The organism is Legionella qingyii (assembly GCF_003990155.1).
Lineage (GTDB): Bacteria > Pseudomonadota > Gammaproteobacteria > Legionellales > Legionellaceae > Legionella > Legionella qingyii.
Genome location: NZ_RZGX01000006.1, coordinates 49,366 through 65,358 on the forward strand (window position 1 = coordinate 49,366; position 15,993 = coordinate 65,358).

Sequence of the window (15,993 nt, forward strand, 5' to 3'; positions counted from 1 at the left end):
GGTCAAGGAATCGTGATGTTTTTTACCAATAATCTTAATAAAGAAAATGAATTAAATGCACAAGGACGAGTTTACTATCGCTCGGATAAGCGACCACCAGAATTCATTTTTAAAGAAGGATTTTCTCCGAGAATTAAAGAGTTTGAAGCAGATTGGTGGAGAGAAGCAATTCAATATAGAGGATATGATAATGATCGAGGAATTAATAACCGGGCTGTGGATGCGGATCCCGCGGTCTGCGTCTGTATGAGTACCAAATTTGAGAGTGCTGCTATTTTTCCCCTCAATAATGATGATACTTATATTTATGCAATTGCGCTTCCAGATCTTACGCAAATTGAATATGTCGGCTCAAAGGGAGAAGTCAGTTTATCAAAGAATCCAAATACTCCAGCTGACAATAAGGAAATTGTTGTTGATTTAAATGGACTTCAAACGGTTCAGGCAAGAAATATCAATGAGTTTTTTAATTTTTCAATGCCTGTTAGTGCAGGTTGGCCACTTTATGCTTATGAAGCATTGGCATATCGTGTATTGCCTCGTTCCGTTATTTGTGCCATTAAATGCACTAGAAAAGAGGTAGAAGAAGAATTTAACAATTCAGATTTAAATTTAACAAAGTATTTGGATAAAAAAATTATCCTTACAGGCCCGGTAATTAAAAATTTAAATTTTTGTGAGGCACAATTAATGCGAATTGGTTCAGCAAATCAAGTATCGCTTAAGTTAATGGACTATGGTCCACAAAAAATTCAGGCAATTCAACACATAACTGAATTGAAACAAAAAAATGAGTTGCAAACCCCCAATATTTATTATGGGTTAGGAGGAAAAACTTTTTAGCATATCCCAAGTAATTAGGGAGCACTTACTTCAATGAACTCAGTTATTTATGAAGTATGATGAACTTCATCTTATTCAGAAAAAGTCCATGCATGTATCGATTCATTATCTTAACAAAAGCAGTAAATCAGTGCGAAGAAAGAGGCTATCATCCGTTCAAATCATTTTTTAGTTATTGTCTATTACCCAAATTATAGTTGATTAAAAATGGATCAATATGGCTAATAGTTGACTAATTGCGCTGATCATATTAAAATATATCCACTTTGATTAAGAAAAAGTCATTTCTCGGAGAGATTTACTATGCAGGCCAAGTTATTATCGTTTTTTAAAAAACAAAGCATTCCAAAAACTAGCCAAGAAGCCTTTGATATTTTGGCCAGTTTTGATGATTTATCCAATATTGAAAAAATTGTATTTCATTTTAAGCAGTTGGTTAACACTGAAAAAAGTGTTCTAAATTCTCACGCTCTTTCTAATGGAAGGATAAGTGATAATAAAGAATTCATCAATGGGCTAGACGAGCGTTTGAAAAGACTAAAAGATGCGGTAAATGAAGGTAAACCTTATCAATCTTTTTACGGTGATGTTTGTAGATTAAAAGAGGATCTACAGGTAATTCTAGGATATTATCAATCTCAGATTAAAAGAAATCAGCCAATTGTGAGAGAGTATCTAAGAAATACTCAATATAGAGACAGCGACCTTGCGATTTTAGCATCTTCAATTGCAGCTGAAGATACCTCCTTACTTGATGAACAAGACTCAAAAGTCTTAACCAAGTACTCCATTAATTTTTGTGCACCTTCTATCATGAAGGAAGATATAGAAAAAATTGGTCAAATCGTGCAAAAATCATTTTTGGCTGATCATCGCCATGAACCAGAGTTTTCTTATATGTAGTAGGGGGCTTTTCTTACATGTCGCGGGTTGTCCGCGACATTCAGAAATGCCCAATTTTAAATCAATTTAAATAAAAAATCTCTATTTATAACTGCCTATATCAAAACGATAGATTACTCCAAGATTACCCATTTGTGCCTGCAGGGTTTTGCCCCAGTTACCCTTATTGGTTGTTGCTGTATAGCGATAGGCCGCATTGATTGCAAAATGTTTCTTAAAATTATAAGTCAACCCAGCAGTTCCTTGATAAGCAAAAGAGTCCAGGTCTGTGTTAAAATGAGGCTTTTTGAAACGGCTTGTACTGTTTAAAGTGGCATGCATAAAGGAGTAACCAATACCCACTCCAAGAAAGGGGGAAATTTTACCCAGCATTTCAGGAAAATCATAATAAAGATTTGCCATAAGAATATTTGCTTTAGTACCACCATCGATATCCAATGCTTTTTTATGATTCACACTATATTGATTCGTATCAACATATAAGTAAGTATATTGAAATTCATACCGAACAGGATCACTTTGGTATCCAATGCCGCCACCAGCATTATAGCCCCAGCGATAATGCACATCAGAGAGCAAGTAACCATAATAAAGCCTTTCAACATTTGAGGGGGCGTAAGTGTAACCTCCAAAACCGGTGGCATACCAGCCATTAACTGCAGTCGAGGCAGACACGGATCCAGCAGCTAATAAAGCGGTGGTAAATAGTGCAAGTTTCATGACACTCCTTTGTTAATTTTTTGTAGATTATGTTATCGAGTTACATTAAATTTGCAATCCTTTTATGCCTAAAACGTTCGAATTTTTGGTTCTGCAAGCTATTGCTATTTTTACCTTGAATTTATTCATTTGACGGTGCCTATTTGTTTGTTATGATTCATGTTATTAACGCCCTATTATCTTAATGAAATATATGATTAAATTTTCAACCCAACTAGATAAAGAGTTCTTCTCAAGTCCGCCAGATCCAGCAAATATTTTTTATGCAGGAAAAACAGCTGTTAATTGTGAAGCTAATTCTTTTTCTATAAAGTCTTTATCTACTTTAAAACAACTGCTGGCACAAGAAGAAGAAACCATTTTTCGCTTTTTAGTAGATATGGAAGGTAAGTTGTGGTTCGCTTTTGAAACTCGCCCTCATAATATAGCACCGAAACATTTTCAAATGACCGGTGAGCCTCTTGAGACTGCATGCTGTTTGACCGCTGGAAATATAAAATTTACAGATAAAACAGGAACTGTTTTAAAAAATATCAGTCACCGCAGTGGCGACTTTTACCCTTCATTCCTTTCGCTACGCTGGGTAATGGCAATACTTATTCTCAACGAAGAGTTCCTGCCCTTTAAGTTGCCTAAGATTATTGTTATAAAAGAGATCAAGAATAAGAAAATTTATAAACATATATGGCGTCTAAAAAGGCTCAAAAAATGGGTGGATAGTTTTCGTCACAATGAAACACTTATAAATCAATTACGCCAGGCGGACCTAAGCAGCAAAACAGTTCATTATGAAGTAACAAGACACTTCGTTGAAACCAAATTTAACTGCATGAATACCGTAACGACGTGAATTATCAAATATAGAAAAAGCTGATAAAATATAGAAGGAAATTAAAGATATTGATTCTGCAAAACTATAGTGCGTGTTGATAATTATCGTGATCGCTATAGGTGTAACTTTAGTTTAATGTGAGCTAATTTTGAAACCAAAATCCTCATGACAAAGAAAATCGAATTACTTTGTCATGAGCAATTTATCCATCAATCAAATCAGATTACCAATTACAAAGATCTGATACATGAATTTTCTGATTCATCTTGATGATCAACAGAAAGAGACTGTTGAACAATTTCTCGAATAGTTGTCATATCCTGCTCCATAACATCTTGAGCGGTGACATTAATGATGTGTTTTTTTATTATTTTTGATTCCTTGGGGTGAAACGCATATTGCTTTTCTGTATAAGCAATTTTATGTAATAACGTTGCAACCTCACTATCTTCACTTCGAATTTTTCTTAGATAATCCTTTGCAATTGGCTGGCAGAGTTCAATCTGAGTTTGGTAATATCCAAAAATTACTTCAAGCCCTTCTTTTAATTTACAAACGTCGTTAAATAAAGATCGATACGGTTTTCCATGCTCAAGAGCATTTCGCAGCTTATTAAAACCAGCTTCTAATTCCTTAAGGAACTTTTGATTATCAGATATTGCCGAATTCGGATGAGTCAAAACACTTTTTTCAATATTAATCAGATGAATAAAATTAGAGAGAATTGTTCCAACAGTACTCAGAGTATCAGAGTTTAATAATGCAAAAGCATTTTGGCTGGTTTTCGGAATAGGTTTTTTGTTAAAAAATTTGGCTCTCATAATATTATCTCAGGTACAAATGTCGCTAATTTAATCAAAGTGGCCTAATAATATAATATTTTGTGATGTGTAGTCAAATTTTAACTCATCATGATGTCATTTTGATCATTCGATGGGATGGTAGATTTCGCTAAAAGTCGGTTTAGAACGAACCGAAAGACTATGTTCAAATGGCTTGGTTGGGCCAATGGCCCAACATTGTATTGCTATAAGAAAATATATTTTGGTCAAAATACATTTAAAAAGGATTAGATAATTGGCAATCTAGACCGACACAGCTCATATTGCTGGGAGGGGGATTTTTGCACTTTACTGATCCAAAAGTGATTGAGGCGGGAGATGGCGTAACTTCGAGAGCTGTCGTGGTGCAAGATTGTGTACTGGTAGTCGAAGAAACAGTAATCTTGGCTCCTTTATAAATTAAAAATTGTGGCCATGGTGTCACTGCGCTGATATTGGGGTCGGTACCGGAATTAGCAGGTATCGTCACGTTAATCGTTGGATGTTGTCCTGATGGATAAGTAATTTGCACCTTAAACGATGCCTGATCTGGGGGAGTAGTACCAAATATGTTCAGTAGTGTGCCACTGGTAAATCCTTGGCATCCTTTTGCGGATACTATAGCATTGTTAGGAACAAGACCAGCTCCTTTTTGAACACAATTCGAATTAAAAAGACCGTAATTTTGTTCTGCTGTAGGTCCTGCTTTTGTTGGCTCATCATAAGCTTCGAATGCAAGAACTCCTATATTATATCCAGATGATTTTATAAAATTACTTGTATTCAACTGATAAAGGGTTTTGAAGTATGCAGTAGCATTTGCTACGGATGGTTGACATGGCCCAGGGGAATTACATGCATATCCTGTAGTAGTTCCTGCTGTTGCCCATCCTGTTTCTGCTGCCAACAACACACGCCCAGGGGTATAAAATGGCTTTGGATTAGCTTTGGGTAGTGCTGGTGGGTTAGTCGAACCTACAACTTGGATGTAGTCCCATGCTAGTGAATTAATATGCTGTATCGTTGAACTTAATGGAGGCGTCCATACGGCTGTAGTTGCTGGTAATACTCCAAATTGAAAAGGGTATGGATCAAAAGCCAAGGGGGCAGTAGAGGAATAGGAATTAATTAATTTTATCATATCTGCAGAAATTACAGGGCTTGGGGTAACAAAATTTCCACTGACGACTGCAGAGCCTACAGGAGTTGTCAAACTGTGTGTCGCTAATGTTGTTTTCAAAGCAGAAACAGCACTAGTTAAATAATTAATATTCGAGGTTCCGGTACAGGGAGGAATTGTATCGCCTGCACTACAATAATTTTCGTGTCCTGCAAAGACAAGAATGACGGTTTTATTAAATACTGAAGGCGTCACTGCCTGAATCACAGAATTTAATGTGGCTTGTGCACATGGAATATAATCTTGGGCGCCAAATGGGCACTTTGGATAAATGGTGTCATTTGGCTGCTGGGGGATGACTGCCTCATAAATAACTTTCATTCCCAAAATGTTAGCTTGTTTAATAATATCTATCCAACTATACGGTTCTGTTTGATAGGAACGAACCGTTGTAAATCCTGCATTTTGCAATTGTTGTAGTTCTGCGTAGACATTGGTAGCTGTTGCGTTATTGGGTGTTCCTGTATAAAACACATCGTGAAAATTGAATGGATAGTTACTCGTATAATGATTAGGATTATAATCAACACCAATTAGTTTATTGAATGAGAAAGATTGTACGGTGGTTGATGTAGTGAGTTTATTAGAACTTAGATTTCCAATTAATTCAGCTGCCAGAGTAAACGTGCCATTCGTAGGTGAACTGAATGTGCCGGCAATACTGCATTGTTCGCCGCTTGCTAAGGTTCCCGTTGTTCCCGATGGAACACAGCTATTGCTCGTAATTGAGAAATTAGGATGGAGCGAATTATTATTTTGAGTGATTTTTTGTGTAAAACTGGTTGCCGAAGCATCATAGTTTTTGAACGTAAACGTTACAGCATAATTGGAGTTTGTAAATGCTTGACTTGGTAATGGATGGGCAGTAGGAAAATCGGCTGTGCCAAGAAGGCCTGCTGGAGTTGCAGATGCGGTCGTTGTTAATGCGGGTTGAACGTGTACTACGTTATTGTCGTACCCGCTGTAAGCCACCAAAACAGTTTTTCGGCCAATGCTATTAGGGGTTAGGGTAATGCTATAGGTGCAGCTTTCTTTAGGTTTTAATTTTTTACCAGAACATCGATCGTTGTATTTAAATTCTGCTTCGGTAGCAGTACAGGCTTGATTAGGAGATGGACACAGTATTGGTATTACTCGGAATGGCTTTGTAAAAGCAAAGGGAAGATTATTGGTAAAAATATAGGTTGAAGTGACACTTCCTCCCAAGGTGGAACTCTGTTTGGGAAATGGTTGGTCTAAAGAATGAAGGACCGGATTATTTGCAAAGACTGGACTCATCATTAAAAACAAAGTGCTTGCTAATTGGAATTGATTCATTTTCACTCTAATGTTCCCTTTTAGTAGTAATAAACGCAACAATAAGAAATGCCATTCTAAAAAATGGGCTGGGTTGCTCAATTGGTACGACAATTATGGCACTGCATTCATTTTGTATAATGCAATGCAGCGTTTCTAATTTCATTTTATTTTAAAGCACAGACACAATACTAAATAATGCAATGCAAATTTGCTACATTTAATTATTCAAATCATTAATAGAATCAATGAAATTCCACTTCGAAAAACAGATATGTAGTTCTATGGCACATGCCTCAGTCTCGTCTTAGAAGGCAATCGTACTATTTTATAGGTATGCCGCGAAAGTTTTTAATGAAAATCCTCCGCTTATAGGTGTTAATTTAAAGTATTTTTCAACAGGATTTTTGTCGTGCATGATACGTCAACAAGGCAAAGTGGCCTACCGACCGTTATTGATTACTCATATGCCAAAAGAAATTGACAAATTACAGTTTCCTCTGGTGGTTGGTGGTGTATTTAAAGCCACGCTTTCATCTACTTTTGATACTTTAGTGCTCAGTCCTATTGAGAATATTAAAACGGTACAAATGAGCGTTATAGCAAGCCAGGAACAATCTATAAAACCTATCCAGGCAATGCATATTATTTATCGACAAAAAGGATTGCCAGGTTTTTTTGCCGGTAGTACTGCAACACTTGGAAAATAATTTCCGAGTTGGCTCTATTTATACATGACTTATCAGGCAATTAAAACGAAACGAGAAAGGCAAAATTTTTTATCAACGATTCTATGGGCAACAACAAATATGAGCCATACTTGGATTTTAAAAAAAACAAACAATCAACCTATATCATTGTCATCCATATTTGTGAACATTTTAAATATAGAGATGGATTTTCTCCTTGAGATATGGTTCAAGACTTCCATCTTACTTTAAAATAATTTGAGAGTATTTTTTCATGGCAAAGTTAACTCGGATTAGCTACGATCGTAACTCGGTTTTTTTATAAAAAAGATTGCTTTGAAGGTTGATAATTAGGAACTATTTATTATAAATGCCGAGTATTTCTTAGTTTCAACTAAACCCAGGCTCTGTTGACAACTTCTTGATTAGACTACGTTCTGTGCTTTATGCGTGGGAAGTAGACCGAATGAAATGCCAACAGACTCTAGTATTGATAATTGATAAATTTGTTTGCAAGGAGCATTAATTGAAAAGATATCCTCTTTATTTCATAATATTCTCGAGTTTTCTAAATCATAATGCCATCGCGGATACTCGTTCTACCACTATGGAGCAGGCCTCTAGTCCTTTGTGGACATTTATCCCTGATGCAAACTTTCCTCCTACGGTCACTGTAAGCCCAACAAGAACGGCTACGATAAAATACACCGTTACCAATCAATCAAAAAAAACAAAAATTTTGGTTATGAGTCCTATTATCGGAATCAATCAAGTGACTTCGGGAGCAGGGAACTGCATGAATCCATTTTCATTAGGATATAAACAATCGTGTACTTTAACCTTAGAAGTGATTGGTTCCGAATTAGTGAAGAACATATTAGGTGGTCCTGTGGTTTGCAATCAAGGCAATCGCTTGCAATGTTATCAACCAGGCTCTACTAACAGCTTGAATATCACTAAAGGTGAAGTGACGAAATTTTATGTCAACGGCAGGAGACCTGCAAATGGTAATGGAAGCAGTTGGGTCAATGCATTTAATAATTTAGAGTCTGCGCTAGAAGCCGCGGATGCAGATCCTGGCTCTGTTGAAATCTGGGTAGCCCAAGGCGTTTATAAACCCACTCGAGTCTATGTGCCACAAGGAATTGTTGGGGGAGCATATGGAGTGAATACTCCTAAACTAAGAACTTTTAATGTACCAAGTGATACCGCTATATATGGAGGATTTTCCGGGAAGGAAACGAGCCGCGGACAAAGAAATGCCCAGCTTTTTCCCACTATTTTATGTGGTGACATGACTTCAACTTGCCTTACTCCCTATGTAGTTAATAGTAACAATGACAGGGTTTGGCATGTGCTTATGGCTGGAAGTGATGTTCCCCCAGGAGAAGGGGTTAAAAATATTAAACTTGATAGTCTCATTGTTCGAGGAGGATATGCAGTTGGTCCAGATAGAGGGGTTTTAGGACCTAGAAATATACTCGAGAGTTTGGATTATGAACATGCTGCAGGCGGAGGTCTTTTGGCGCGCTATGGTTCAACAATTGAGCTTAGTAATATGCTTTTTGAGCAAAATATAAGTGATGGTTCCAATGCAACAGTGACTGAAATTCTTGATGGAGAATTTCTTTCATTAGCTTCGGGAGGAGGGGCCGTTGCAGCAATAGATACTGATACCTCAATTACTATAAAAAATTCCAAGTTTATTAATAACCTCGCTGTATTTCCAGGTGGTAGTGGAGGTGCTTTAGAAAATTTGATTGATGCTGCATATACTATTACTTCAAGTCAATTTGAACAAAATATTGCTTTTCGTAATGGTGGAGCGATTCGTGGTAAAGATGGTGGTGATATCACCATTGCTTCAAGTAATTTCAAAGGCAATGTTTTGAATGGCCCAGTACCCGACGCAAGCGGCGGTGCTCTTGGGGTGATTAATACTAATTTATCAGTATCCGATTCGACGTTTATGCAAAATCAAACGACACTTACCGGTTTTGGTGGGGGGGCGATTTTTTTCCACATCCCTTTTAATGATGGCACCCCTTATTTTTTAACTGTTGTAAACTCAAAATTTATAAATAATGTTGCTGCTGCATTTGGAGGCGGTGGTATTAATGTTTTTGGAATACTTCCTAATCCAGCTTCGCGCGCCAAGATCATGAATTCTGAATTTACTAACAATTCTGGTGGGGTTGGTGGGGCAATTTACTTAGACTCAATAGAGACAACAGTAACACAATCTATTTTCTCAAATAACAAAGCAGAGTTGGAAGGAGGTGGAATTTTTGCTTCTAATTATGCGAATGCTGTATTTGCCTCTCCGATAAAGACATTGGCACAAATTTCAAATAATAAGTTTTTACATAATTCAATTGAGGGAATACCTGCCGGTACTGTTTCACCGCTATTCTTCTTTAATTCAATCGCCAATTTCTTTAGTGGAGGCAGTTCTTCAGTAACGACTATGGCACCAGGAGGGGGAGCAATTGCGGTGGAGTTTTCTGGAAATGCCAGGATTGTTGATAATATTTTTGAAAAAAATACTGCATTGAAAAAAACATTGGGAGAGGATAATAGGGGCGGTGCGATATTGGTGGGAGGCTCTGCAGGAATTCCACTTGCTATGAATTTGGCTCATGCGTGTGTCTCTTCGAATAAGTTCTTCGGAAACCAGGCAAATATAGATAATGATATTGCGCTGTATAATCCGGGAAACATACCTGGTGGCGTAACAATAGATGTATGTGCTTCCCCTTTAAAAAAATTGCAGTAGATCGATAACTCGGATGAGGCATAGTTCTAATCTGAGTTTTTATCAATTAGACGGGTTAGGAACCTATAGATTTTGCTATATGGGTTATGGAACTGCCAAATGAACTTCAATTGGCTATTTACAAAAAGTTTTTTGATTTCATTCTATGAATAAATTAGGATGATTGGTTTGTTAACTTGTCTCATGCAAGGAGTTTTGATGAGGAAACACTGCTATTTAGTTTTATTGATGAATATTTTAAGCGGTAGCACAATTGCCGGTACTATGGGGGAATCTGTTTCGCACTTTAACTATATCGCCGAATTAAGCATTGGTCCTGTATGGGAAAGCGGGGGTGCTACTCAAACCTTTTTTTTGGCACCTGAGATTGAAAAAACTTATACCGCGGATAAATCGACACATGCACTTGCGGATTTTGAAATACTTTTGGGTTTGCAAAAAGCATTAAGCCCTACATTCTGGGGGCAGTTAGGAGCGACGGTTGCTGCAACGACCAATGCGAGTCTTTCAGGAGACATTTGGGATGATGCTGATCCGGAATTTGATAATTTTACCTACAGTTATAAAATTCAGCATACTCATATTGCTTTGAAAGGGAAGTTATTGGCAGACATGGGATTTGTAGTGATGCCTTGGGTGAGTGGGAGTATTGGTGTAGGTTTTAATGAAGCGCGTTCTTTTCGAAATATACCGAAGATATTTGAAGCCTTACCTAATCCTAATTTTGCATCTCATACCCAAACCGCTTTTACCTATACTGTGGGCGCTGGAATCCAAAAGGCCTTGAATCAGAATTGGCAAGTGGGGGTGGGTTATGAATTTGCCGATTGGGGTAAAAGTCAACTTGGTCGTGCCTCAGGCCAAACAATAGGAGAGGGTTTGGAATTAAATCACTTCTACACAAATGGGGTTTTATTCAACATTACTTATCTTGCATAAAGTAAAATGGAACTTGAGAAATGATCCCATTAAATCCTTCTTTGCCACAAGTTGATGTATCAAGCTCATCCCTGAAGGGATAAGCTTGATTTGAAGATTAAGGCTTAAATGTTCTTTTTGATAAGAAGTCTAAACTGTGGAGATCTTTTGTTTTGGTAGCGGTTGCCGCCGCAAAGTCAGAACCAATACCAAATTCATCTCGGGATAAGATTTTTTGTTGACTGCTATCAAAAGCCGGTAACACCCAGAAAGGGTCATCAAAAGCCCGAATCTTTGCCCCAAGTAATTTTGCCAATTTTTTACCAAAAGCATCGCTAACAACATCGGAACAAGAATATAACCAAATTTCAGCGTTTGAGGCCCAGGCTTTTTTGAGTTTCGCTTGTAACGCTTTAGTAGCAGATTTTTTACTAATGGCAGTTATCAGAGCTGAATCTAATCCCGCTGATTTAATATCATTGCCAAGTACTGCATCCCATTTTCCAGTAGTAGTTAAAATGCCTTTAAATCCTACATTTCCACTTTGTGCATATAAGAACAGATTAAGTCGTACTATTGTGGATGCGTGAGTTGTGCCAAATCCAGGTACTTGTGGTGCAAAATAGATTACGGTATTAATTAAATCTTCTACAGAGGTCATGACTTGACCAAATGGTTTAGTGCCTTGATTATTGGCGCTTGTTGCAGCAGGACTAATGCTGTCAAAATCTTCCTCTGAAGGAAGCCATTTATTATTCGCTAAACCTTGGACCTCGTCTGCTTCAGTGGCCCATGGTTTTGGAAAACTTGCATAGAAAGCAAGCTCAAAGCTAATAACAGAGGATGTGGTAGTACCTGAGCCACCACCACTGCCTCCTTTGTCAGAGTAACTGGCTGGAATAATCGAAGCCCCTGATTGACCTAAACTTCCCCAGTTCATTTTGGAAAGTACTTCATCTGCTCTGCTATTACCACCAAACATGCTACGAATTTCATCAGGCACTCCTGGCATAGTGGGATCGCTCGTTCCTCCAGAACCACCGCCCGAACCTTCGGTGGTTGAACCGTCACTTCCTGAACCTGTAGAAGAGGAAGGAGCTGTTCTTGGTGAACGCTTATCCATTTCTGTCGCGGTATTCAATATGGCACCACCTTCAGAAATATTTTTACTTGCGCCGGCATTTGCTGAAGGTAATCCCATTGCAGCTAGGGCCAGTTGTGCAGCGATTTTCTTTTCTTCAATGTCTTTTTGGGCTGCAACAGCTAAATTAGCTGCTGCTTGTTTCCCTGCCTCTATACCTGCACTGGTTGAATTACTTCCTAAGGCTTGAGCTAACGCAGCTGTTGATGCAAGTCCTGCCATATCGCGGAACATACTGCCGTTTTGTACCGCATTTAATATCGCTCCCACACCAGTTGGATCAGGAAGTGTTGTAGGATTCATAATATTTAAAACAGGAGCTCCCAATTGACCCGGGGTAACATCAATTGGTTGAGCGCGAGATTCCATTTGAATCGCTGCAATTTCAGGAGGTTGTAAAGGTATTGGTGAATCTTGCCAATTCCAAAAGCGTGTAGCATCGAGACGTTCTGCACAATTAGATCGCCCTAGTACTGCTTCGGCAAAAACACCTCCAGTTGGAATAGGAATAAGCTGTTCGACCGCTGCATTGGCACCTAATACTAAACCGCGATCTTTTAACCAACTGCGCCAGCTTTTATGAGACTCATCTTCTGTATCTAATTCAGTCGTTTCAATCCCTACTGCTTCAATAAAGCTTGGCATGCGAAATACCAAATAATTGCTTGCAACCATGACGGGATTGGGATCAATTAAATCTCCTATCGGTTTGCCTTCGAAGCTATATGCTGATAAAAGGAGCGCAATTTGTGACGGATCCAATGCCCGCCAAACTGCTTGGCTATAATGCAATCGGTTTTGTTCAAGATGCATTTCTAATTCAGTTTCATCACCTTGATCGACTAAAAAGCGGCAAAGTTGTGATTCTACTGCATTGGGACTAATTTCAACGGGTAAACTAATAGGAAATTTTGCACTGTTGTAACTGAGTTGTAAGGTTAATCGTCCTGTTAGGTAACTTGTATTTGCTGAGGTGATCCTAATTGCAGCTAATTCTTGAATTGGAATTGATTCACTGGCAATCCAGTTAATCGGACTGATGCTGCTTAATTTAACTATAGTACCGGATTGCAAGTCTACGTTCACGGCAGTTATGGAAATGGATGAACGGTTTTGAGCGGTAAGATCCAGTGAAACGCCATAAAACGTTGTTTCACCCGGTAAGGATACATTGGTTGTTCCGGGCTTTGTTATGCTTGCTAGGGTAATACGAGACGCTCTTATTAACTCATCATTCACCCAATAAGGTTCGCTTGATGCTGGAGCTGTAGGCGGCGATGTAGGTTCCGCTGCAGGCGGAGGGTTATCTGTTCCATTCTCTGATGGGTTTTTTGCGTTACTAGACATACGCATAGAAACGTTTAAGGACGCAATACGATCGATTGCTGCTACTCGATCAAACACGGAACGTGTTGGGCGAAGGGGGCGGGTCGGTTGAATAATTACGGAACCAAACTCCCTGTTTAATAATTCTTTTGCACGTTGGCTTATTGCTGCGTTAGCAAGTACTCCTTGATAGCGTTTAATCGTTGCCTTATCAAATTGGATCAACTTCATCGGTACAAAAAGACAACGCTCCACTTGTTGTAACTGTACATTGACCCTATAAATTTCAATGACTTCATAATATTGTATCGTTAAGGCATGCATATGATTGTAGTTGGCGATAATTCGCGTAGATACTGATTGATGTTCTTCCTCTGAAACTTCTTTAACGATTGAGGCTCGGCGATTTCGCACTGAAGAGGCCGCTTGTTGTGTCGCATCAGAAACTCGTTGATTCATCGTTGCAGAAAGATTGCGGGTTCCAGATGAAGTTGAGAAGCTTTCTGCATTGGAACTTGATGTGGCGGAGGAGCCACTTCCTCCTAAGGTTAAGGGGCCTAAACTTAATCCTAGGCCGCCACCGCCTGCTGAAGTTGTTGAGCTGCCACTCGTTTTTGAAAAGCCAGTTTGTACTTCTGAGGCAACCGCATCCTGTACTTCACTTATTGCGCGATTATGAGTGGACGTATTAGTCAAATTTTCTGATTCAGCGATTGTTTCTTGTCCGGATGCTTTAACTTGTCGTGACCAGTCCATGACAGCAATACGTGTACTTTCACCCGGAGCTAAAGCGACACTATGTAATAAATTACCTAAAGTTACACCTTGGGCAAACCAAGATTGAGCAAAGGTTAACATCGCCCCGACCGCAGGTGCTTTAAAACCAAAATCAGATGAAACCGTGGGGGAGATATCAATTGGGCCTGCAGAGTTTAAATCAGTTGTTTCCTGAGGTGTAACCTGATCGATAACTACAGAACGATAATAATGCCGTTCCGTTGGATATTCGCCTAGTTTAGGAACTAACTCACTTCCTTTTTCTTCTTCCTCCTGGTTTAAGTCTGGAATTCCAACATTTAATATGACTTGGGCGGCACAAAATGGAGGCCATCGACCTAAATCACCAATGGTTTCAACTTGCAAGTTATTCTTTATTTCATTAGCAAGGGTCGTGCTAATATCTCTAAAAACATCGATTTCAGCTCCAACTAAAGCATCTGGCGTTTGTGGTGCGCCCGAATCAATAAAGCTCGATGAAATCTTTCCGGAACGAGCAACAATGGAGTTTCCTTCCCCATTTGCAGCAGCAGCAATATCCTGCGCAACTTGGAACAAAGAACAGGTTGCTAAATCGTAAACCGTTTTAATCCCTAATTTATTTAAGGTTTGTTCTGTTTGACTTGATATTCCTAGCAAAGAAGAAACAGGTTGACTTAATGCGTGCAAAGCATCCATTTTGGTAAATTGGAATTTTAATCCGTCGCGGTATCCCATTTTGAACTCCATTTCAAATGCGATGTGTTAACATTATACACTAAGTATAAAAATATTCCATTTATTAGTGATTATTTTAATGCGTTTGAAGATGAACTATTCTAAATAATATGAGCTTACAGTTGCTATGGATTTTTTAGCAGGTTGATGCAGCAGGTAAGTTTTATTTTAACTAACTTTAGCTTCATTGAGTAGACGAATTGTAGGTTTTTTGTAAGATCTACTTATGCTCCATTACTACTTCAGTATCCTCCTTTTTTCATGCTTATTTAATTGTTTATATCTCTTTCTTAGTTCTCAGGATCGACTGTTTCCATTGTTTGATTCGGTAAAATTATTTATGAGGTAATTCGAACAAAGAAACACAACTTGATTTATAGCTTTTTTTTGAATAATATGACGCAAAATAAATCAAAGTGGGAAGTTAAACTATGCAAGGCAAACAAGAATTAAACTTTGGGCAATACGTAGAGATTGGTGGGAATTTATTTTCTGAGGATCAAAAGGAAAGTGAAATAGCAAGGGGGCAGGCGAAGGAAATTTTAGTTAAAGCCGGGAAAAACGCATTTGGATTTTTCACTCCTTACAAAAGCATCGGGGATTTTGGTACTGCATTAGCTAGTCCAATTGCTACACCATTAGCTTTCAGCCTTGTGGCTGGTCTTTCCACAATCGCTGCTGCTTTAGCCACAATTACTGCTGCTGGAAGCTTGCTGGTTGCAAGTGGTGCTGGTACCATTGGTCTTTTCAATAAAAATGCAAAAGAAACGGCATTAACTGCGCTTGCTGTTGCAGGAACTGCAGCAATTGTTGCTGTTGCTTGTGCTGCAATTACAGTTGCGTTGGCATTAATCACTGCTGTCGTAACTCCTTTATTAGTTGCGCAAATCTTTACTCGCGCTGGAGCTAGTGTTATTTCTGCCTTCTCTTCCTGCTGTTCTAAGCCAGAAAAAAAGGATGAATCGATAGAGCATGCTAGTTTATTAGTTCTCTAAGCAAGTTGCTTAAGCTAGGCTATTTAGCCTAGCTTATTTAAGATGCCACATTGATCTCA

The 15,993-nt window shown here is 38.5% G+C and carries 11 protein-coding genes; 7 read left to right on the forward strand and 4 right to left on the reverse strand.

Features of this window, described 5'->3' with window-relative positions:
* Window positions 1-15 precede the first annotated feature (15 nt).
* Both ELY20_RS05765 and ELY20_RS05770 read left to right on the forward strand, forming a co-directional pair.
* Window positions 16-843, forward strand: a complete 828-nt coding sequence (locus ELY20_RS05765) for a hypothetical protein (protein ID WP_110143983.1) — start codon at window positions 16-18, stop codon at window positions 841-843.
* A gap of 303 nt (window positions 844-1,146) precedes the next feature.
* Window positions 1,147-1,746, forward strand: a complete 600-nt coding sequence (locus ELY20_RS05770) for a hypothetical protein (protein WP_110143984.1) — start codon at window positions 1,147-1,149, stop codon at window positions 1,744-1,746.
* 81 nt (window positions 1,747-1,827) lie between these two features.
* On the opposite strand, the gene ELY20_RS05775 is transcribed toward ELY20_RS05770, so the two are convergent.
* A complete protein-coding gene (locus ELY20_RS05775; protein WP_110143985.1) occupies window positions 1,828-2,466 on the reverse strand; it encodes an outer membrane protein in 639 nt (212 codons plus the stop codon).
* Between the two features lie 193 nt (window positions 2,467-2,659).
* On the opposite strand from ELY20_RS05775, the gene ELY20_RS05780 reads away from it, so the two are divergent.
* Window positions 2,660-3,316, forward strand: a complete 657-nt coding sequence (locus ELY20_RS05780; RefSeq protein WP_199739252.1) for a hypothetical protein — start codon at window positions 2,660-2,662, stop codon at window positions 3,314-3,316.
* A gap of 212 nt (window positions 3,317-3,528) precedes the next feature.
* Here the strand turns inward: ELY20_RS05780 and ELY20_RS05785 are convergent, their stop codons facing one another.
* Window positions 3,529-4,119 carry a hypothetical protein gene (locus ELY20_RS05785; protein WP_110143986.1) on the reverse strand — a complete coding sequence of 197 codons (591 nt, stop codon included), beginning with the start codon at window positions 4,117-4,119 and terminating at the stop codon, window positions 3,529-3,531.
* A gap of 238 nt (window positions 4,120-4,357) precedes the next feature.
* Entirely contained in the window at window positions 4,358-6,616 is a 2,259-nt protein-coding gene (locus ELY20_RS05790) for a hypothetical protein (protein ID WP_110143987.1), read from the reverse strand.
* A 395-nt stretch (window positions 6,617-7,011) separates the two neighbouring features.
* On the opposite strand from ELY20_RS05790, the gene ELY20_RS16970 reads away from it, so the two are divergent.
* The 3 genes from ELY20_RS16970 to ELY20_RS05805 all read left to right on the forward strand — a co-directional run bounded on the left by ELY20_RS16970 (window position 7,012) and on the right by ELY20_RS05805 (window position 10,999).
* Window positions 7,012-7,305 carry an MC/SLC25 family protein gene (locus tag ELY20_RS16970; protein ID WP_233590506.1) on the forward strand — a complete coding sequence of 98 codons (294 nt, stop codon included), beginning with the start codon at window positions 7,012-7,014 and terminating at the stop codon, window positions 7,303-7,305.
* 505 nt (window positions 7,306-7,810) lie between these two features.
* Window positions 7,811-10,060: a hypothetical protein gene (locus ELY20_RS05800; RefSeq protein ID WP_110143988.1), complete on the forward strand. Its 2,250-nt coding sequence runs from the start codon at window positions 7,811-7,813 to the stop codon at window positions 10,058-10,060.
* Between the two features lie 198 nt (window positions 10,061-10,258).
* Window positions 10,259-10,999, forward strand: coding sequence for an outer membrane protein (locus tag ELY20_RS05805; protein WP_110143989.1), 741 nt, complete (start codon window positions 10,259-10,261; stop codon window positions 10,997-10,999).
* A gap of 97 nt (window positions 11,000-11,096) precedes the next feature.
* Here the strand turns inward: ELY20_RS05805 and ELY20_RS05810 are convergent, their stop codons facing one another.
* Window positions 11,097-14,939: a hypothetical protein gene (locus tag ELY20_RS05810; RefSeq protein WP_110143990.1), complete on the reverse strand. Its 3,843-nt coding sequence runs from the start codon at window positions 14,937-14,939 to the stop codon at window positions 11,097-11,099.
* Window positions 14,940-15,370: 431 nt separating this feature from the next.
* Here ELY20_RS05810 and ELY20_RS05815 point away from each other — a divergent pair, with 431 nt between their 5' ends.
* Complete coding sequence (locus ELY20_RS05815; RefSeq protein ID WP_110143991.1) at window positions 15,371-15,934, forward strand: hypothetical protein; 564 nt, start codon at window positions 15,371-15,373, stop codon at window positions 15,932-15,934.
* Window positions 15,935-15,993 lie beyond the last annotated feature (59 nt).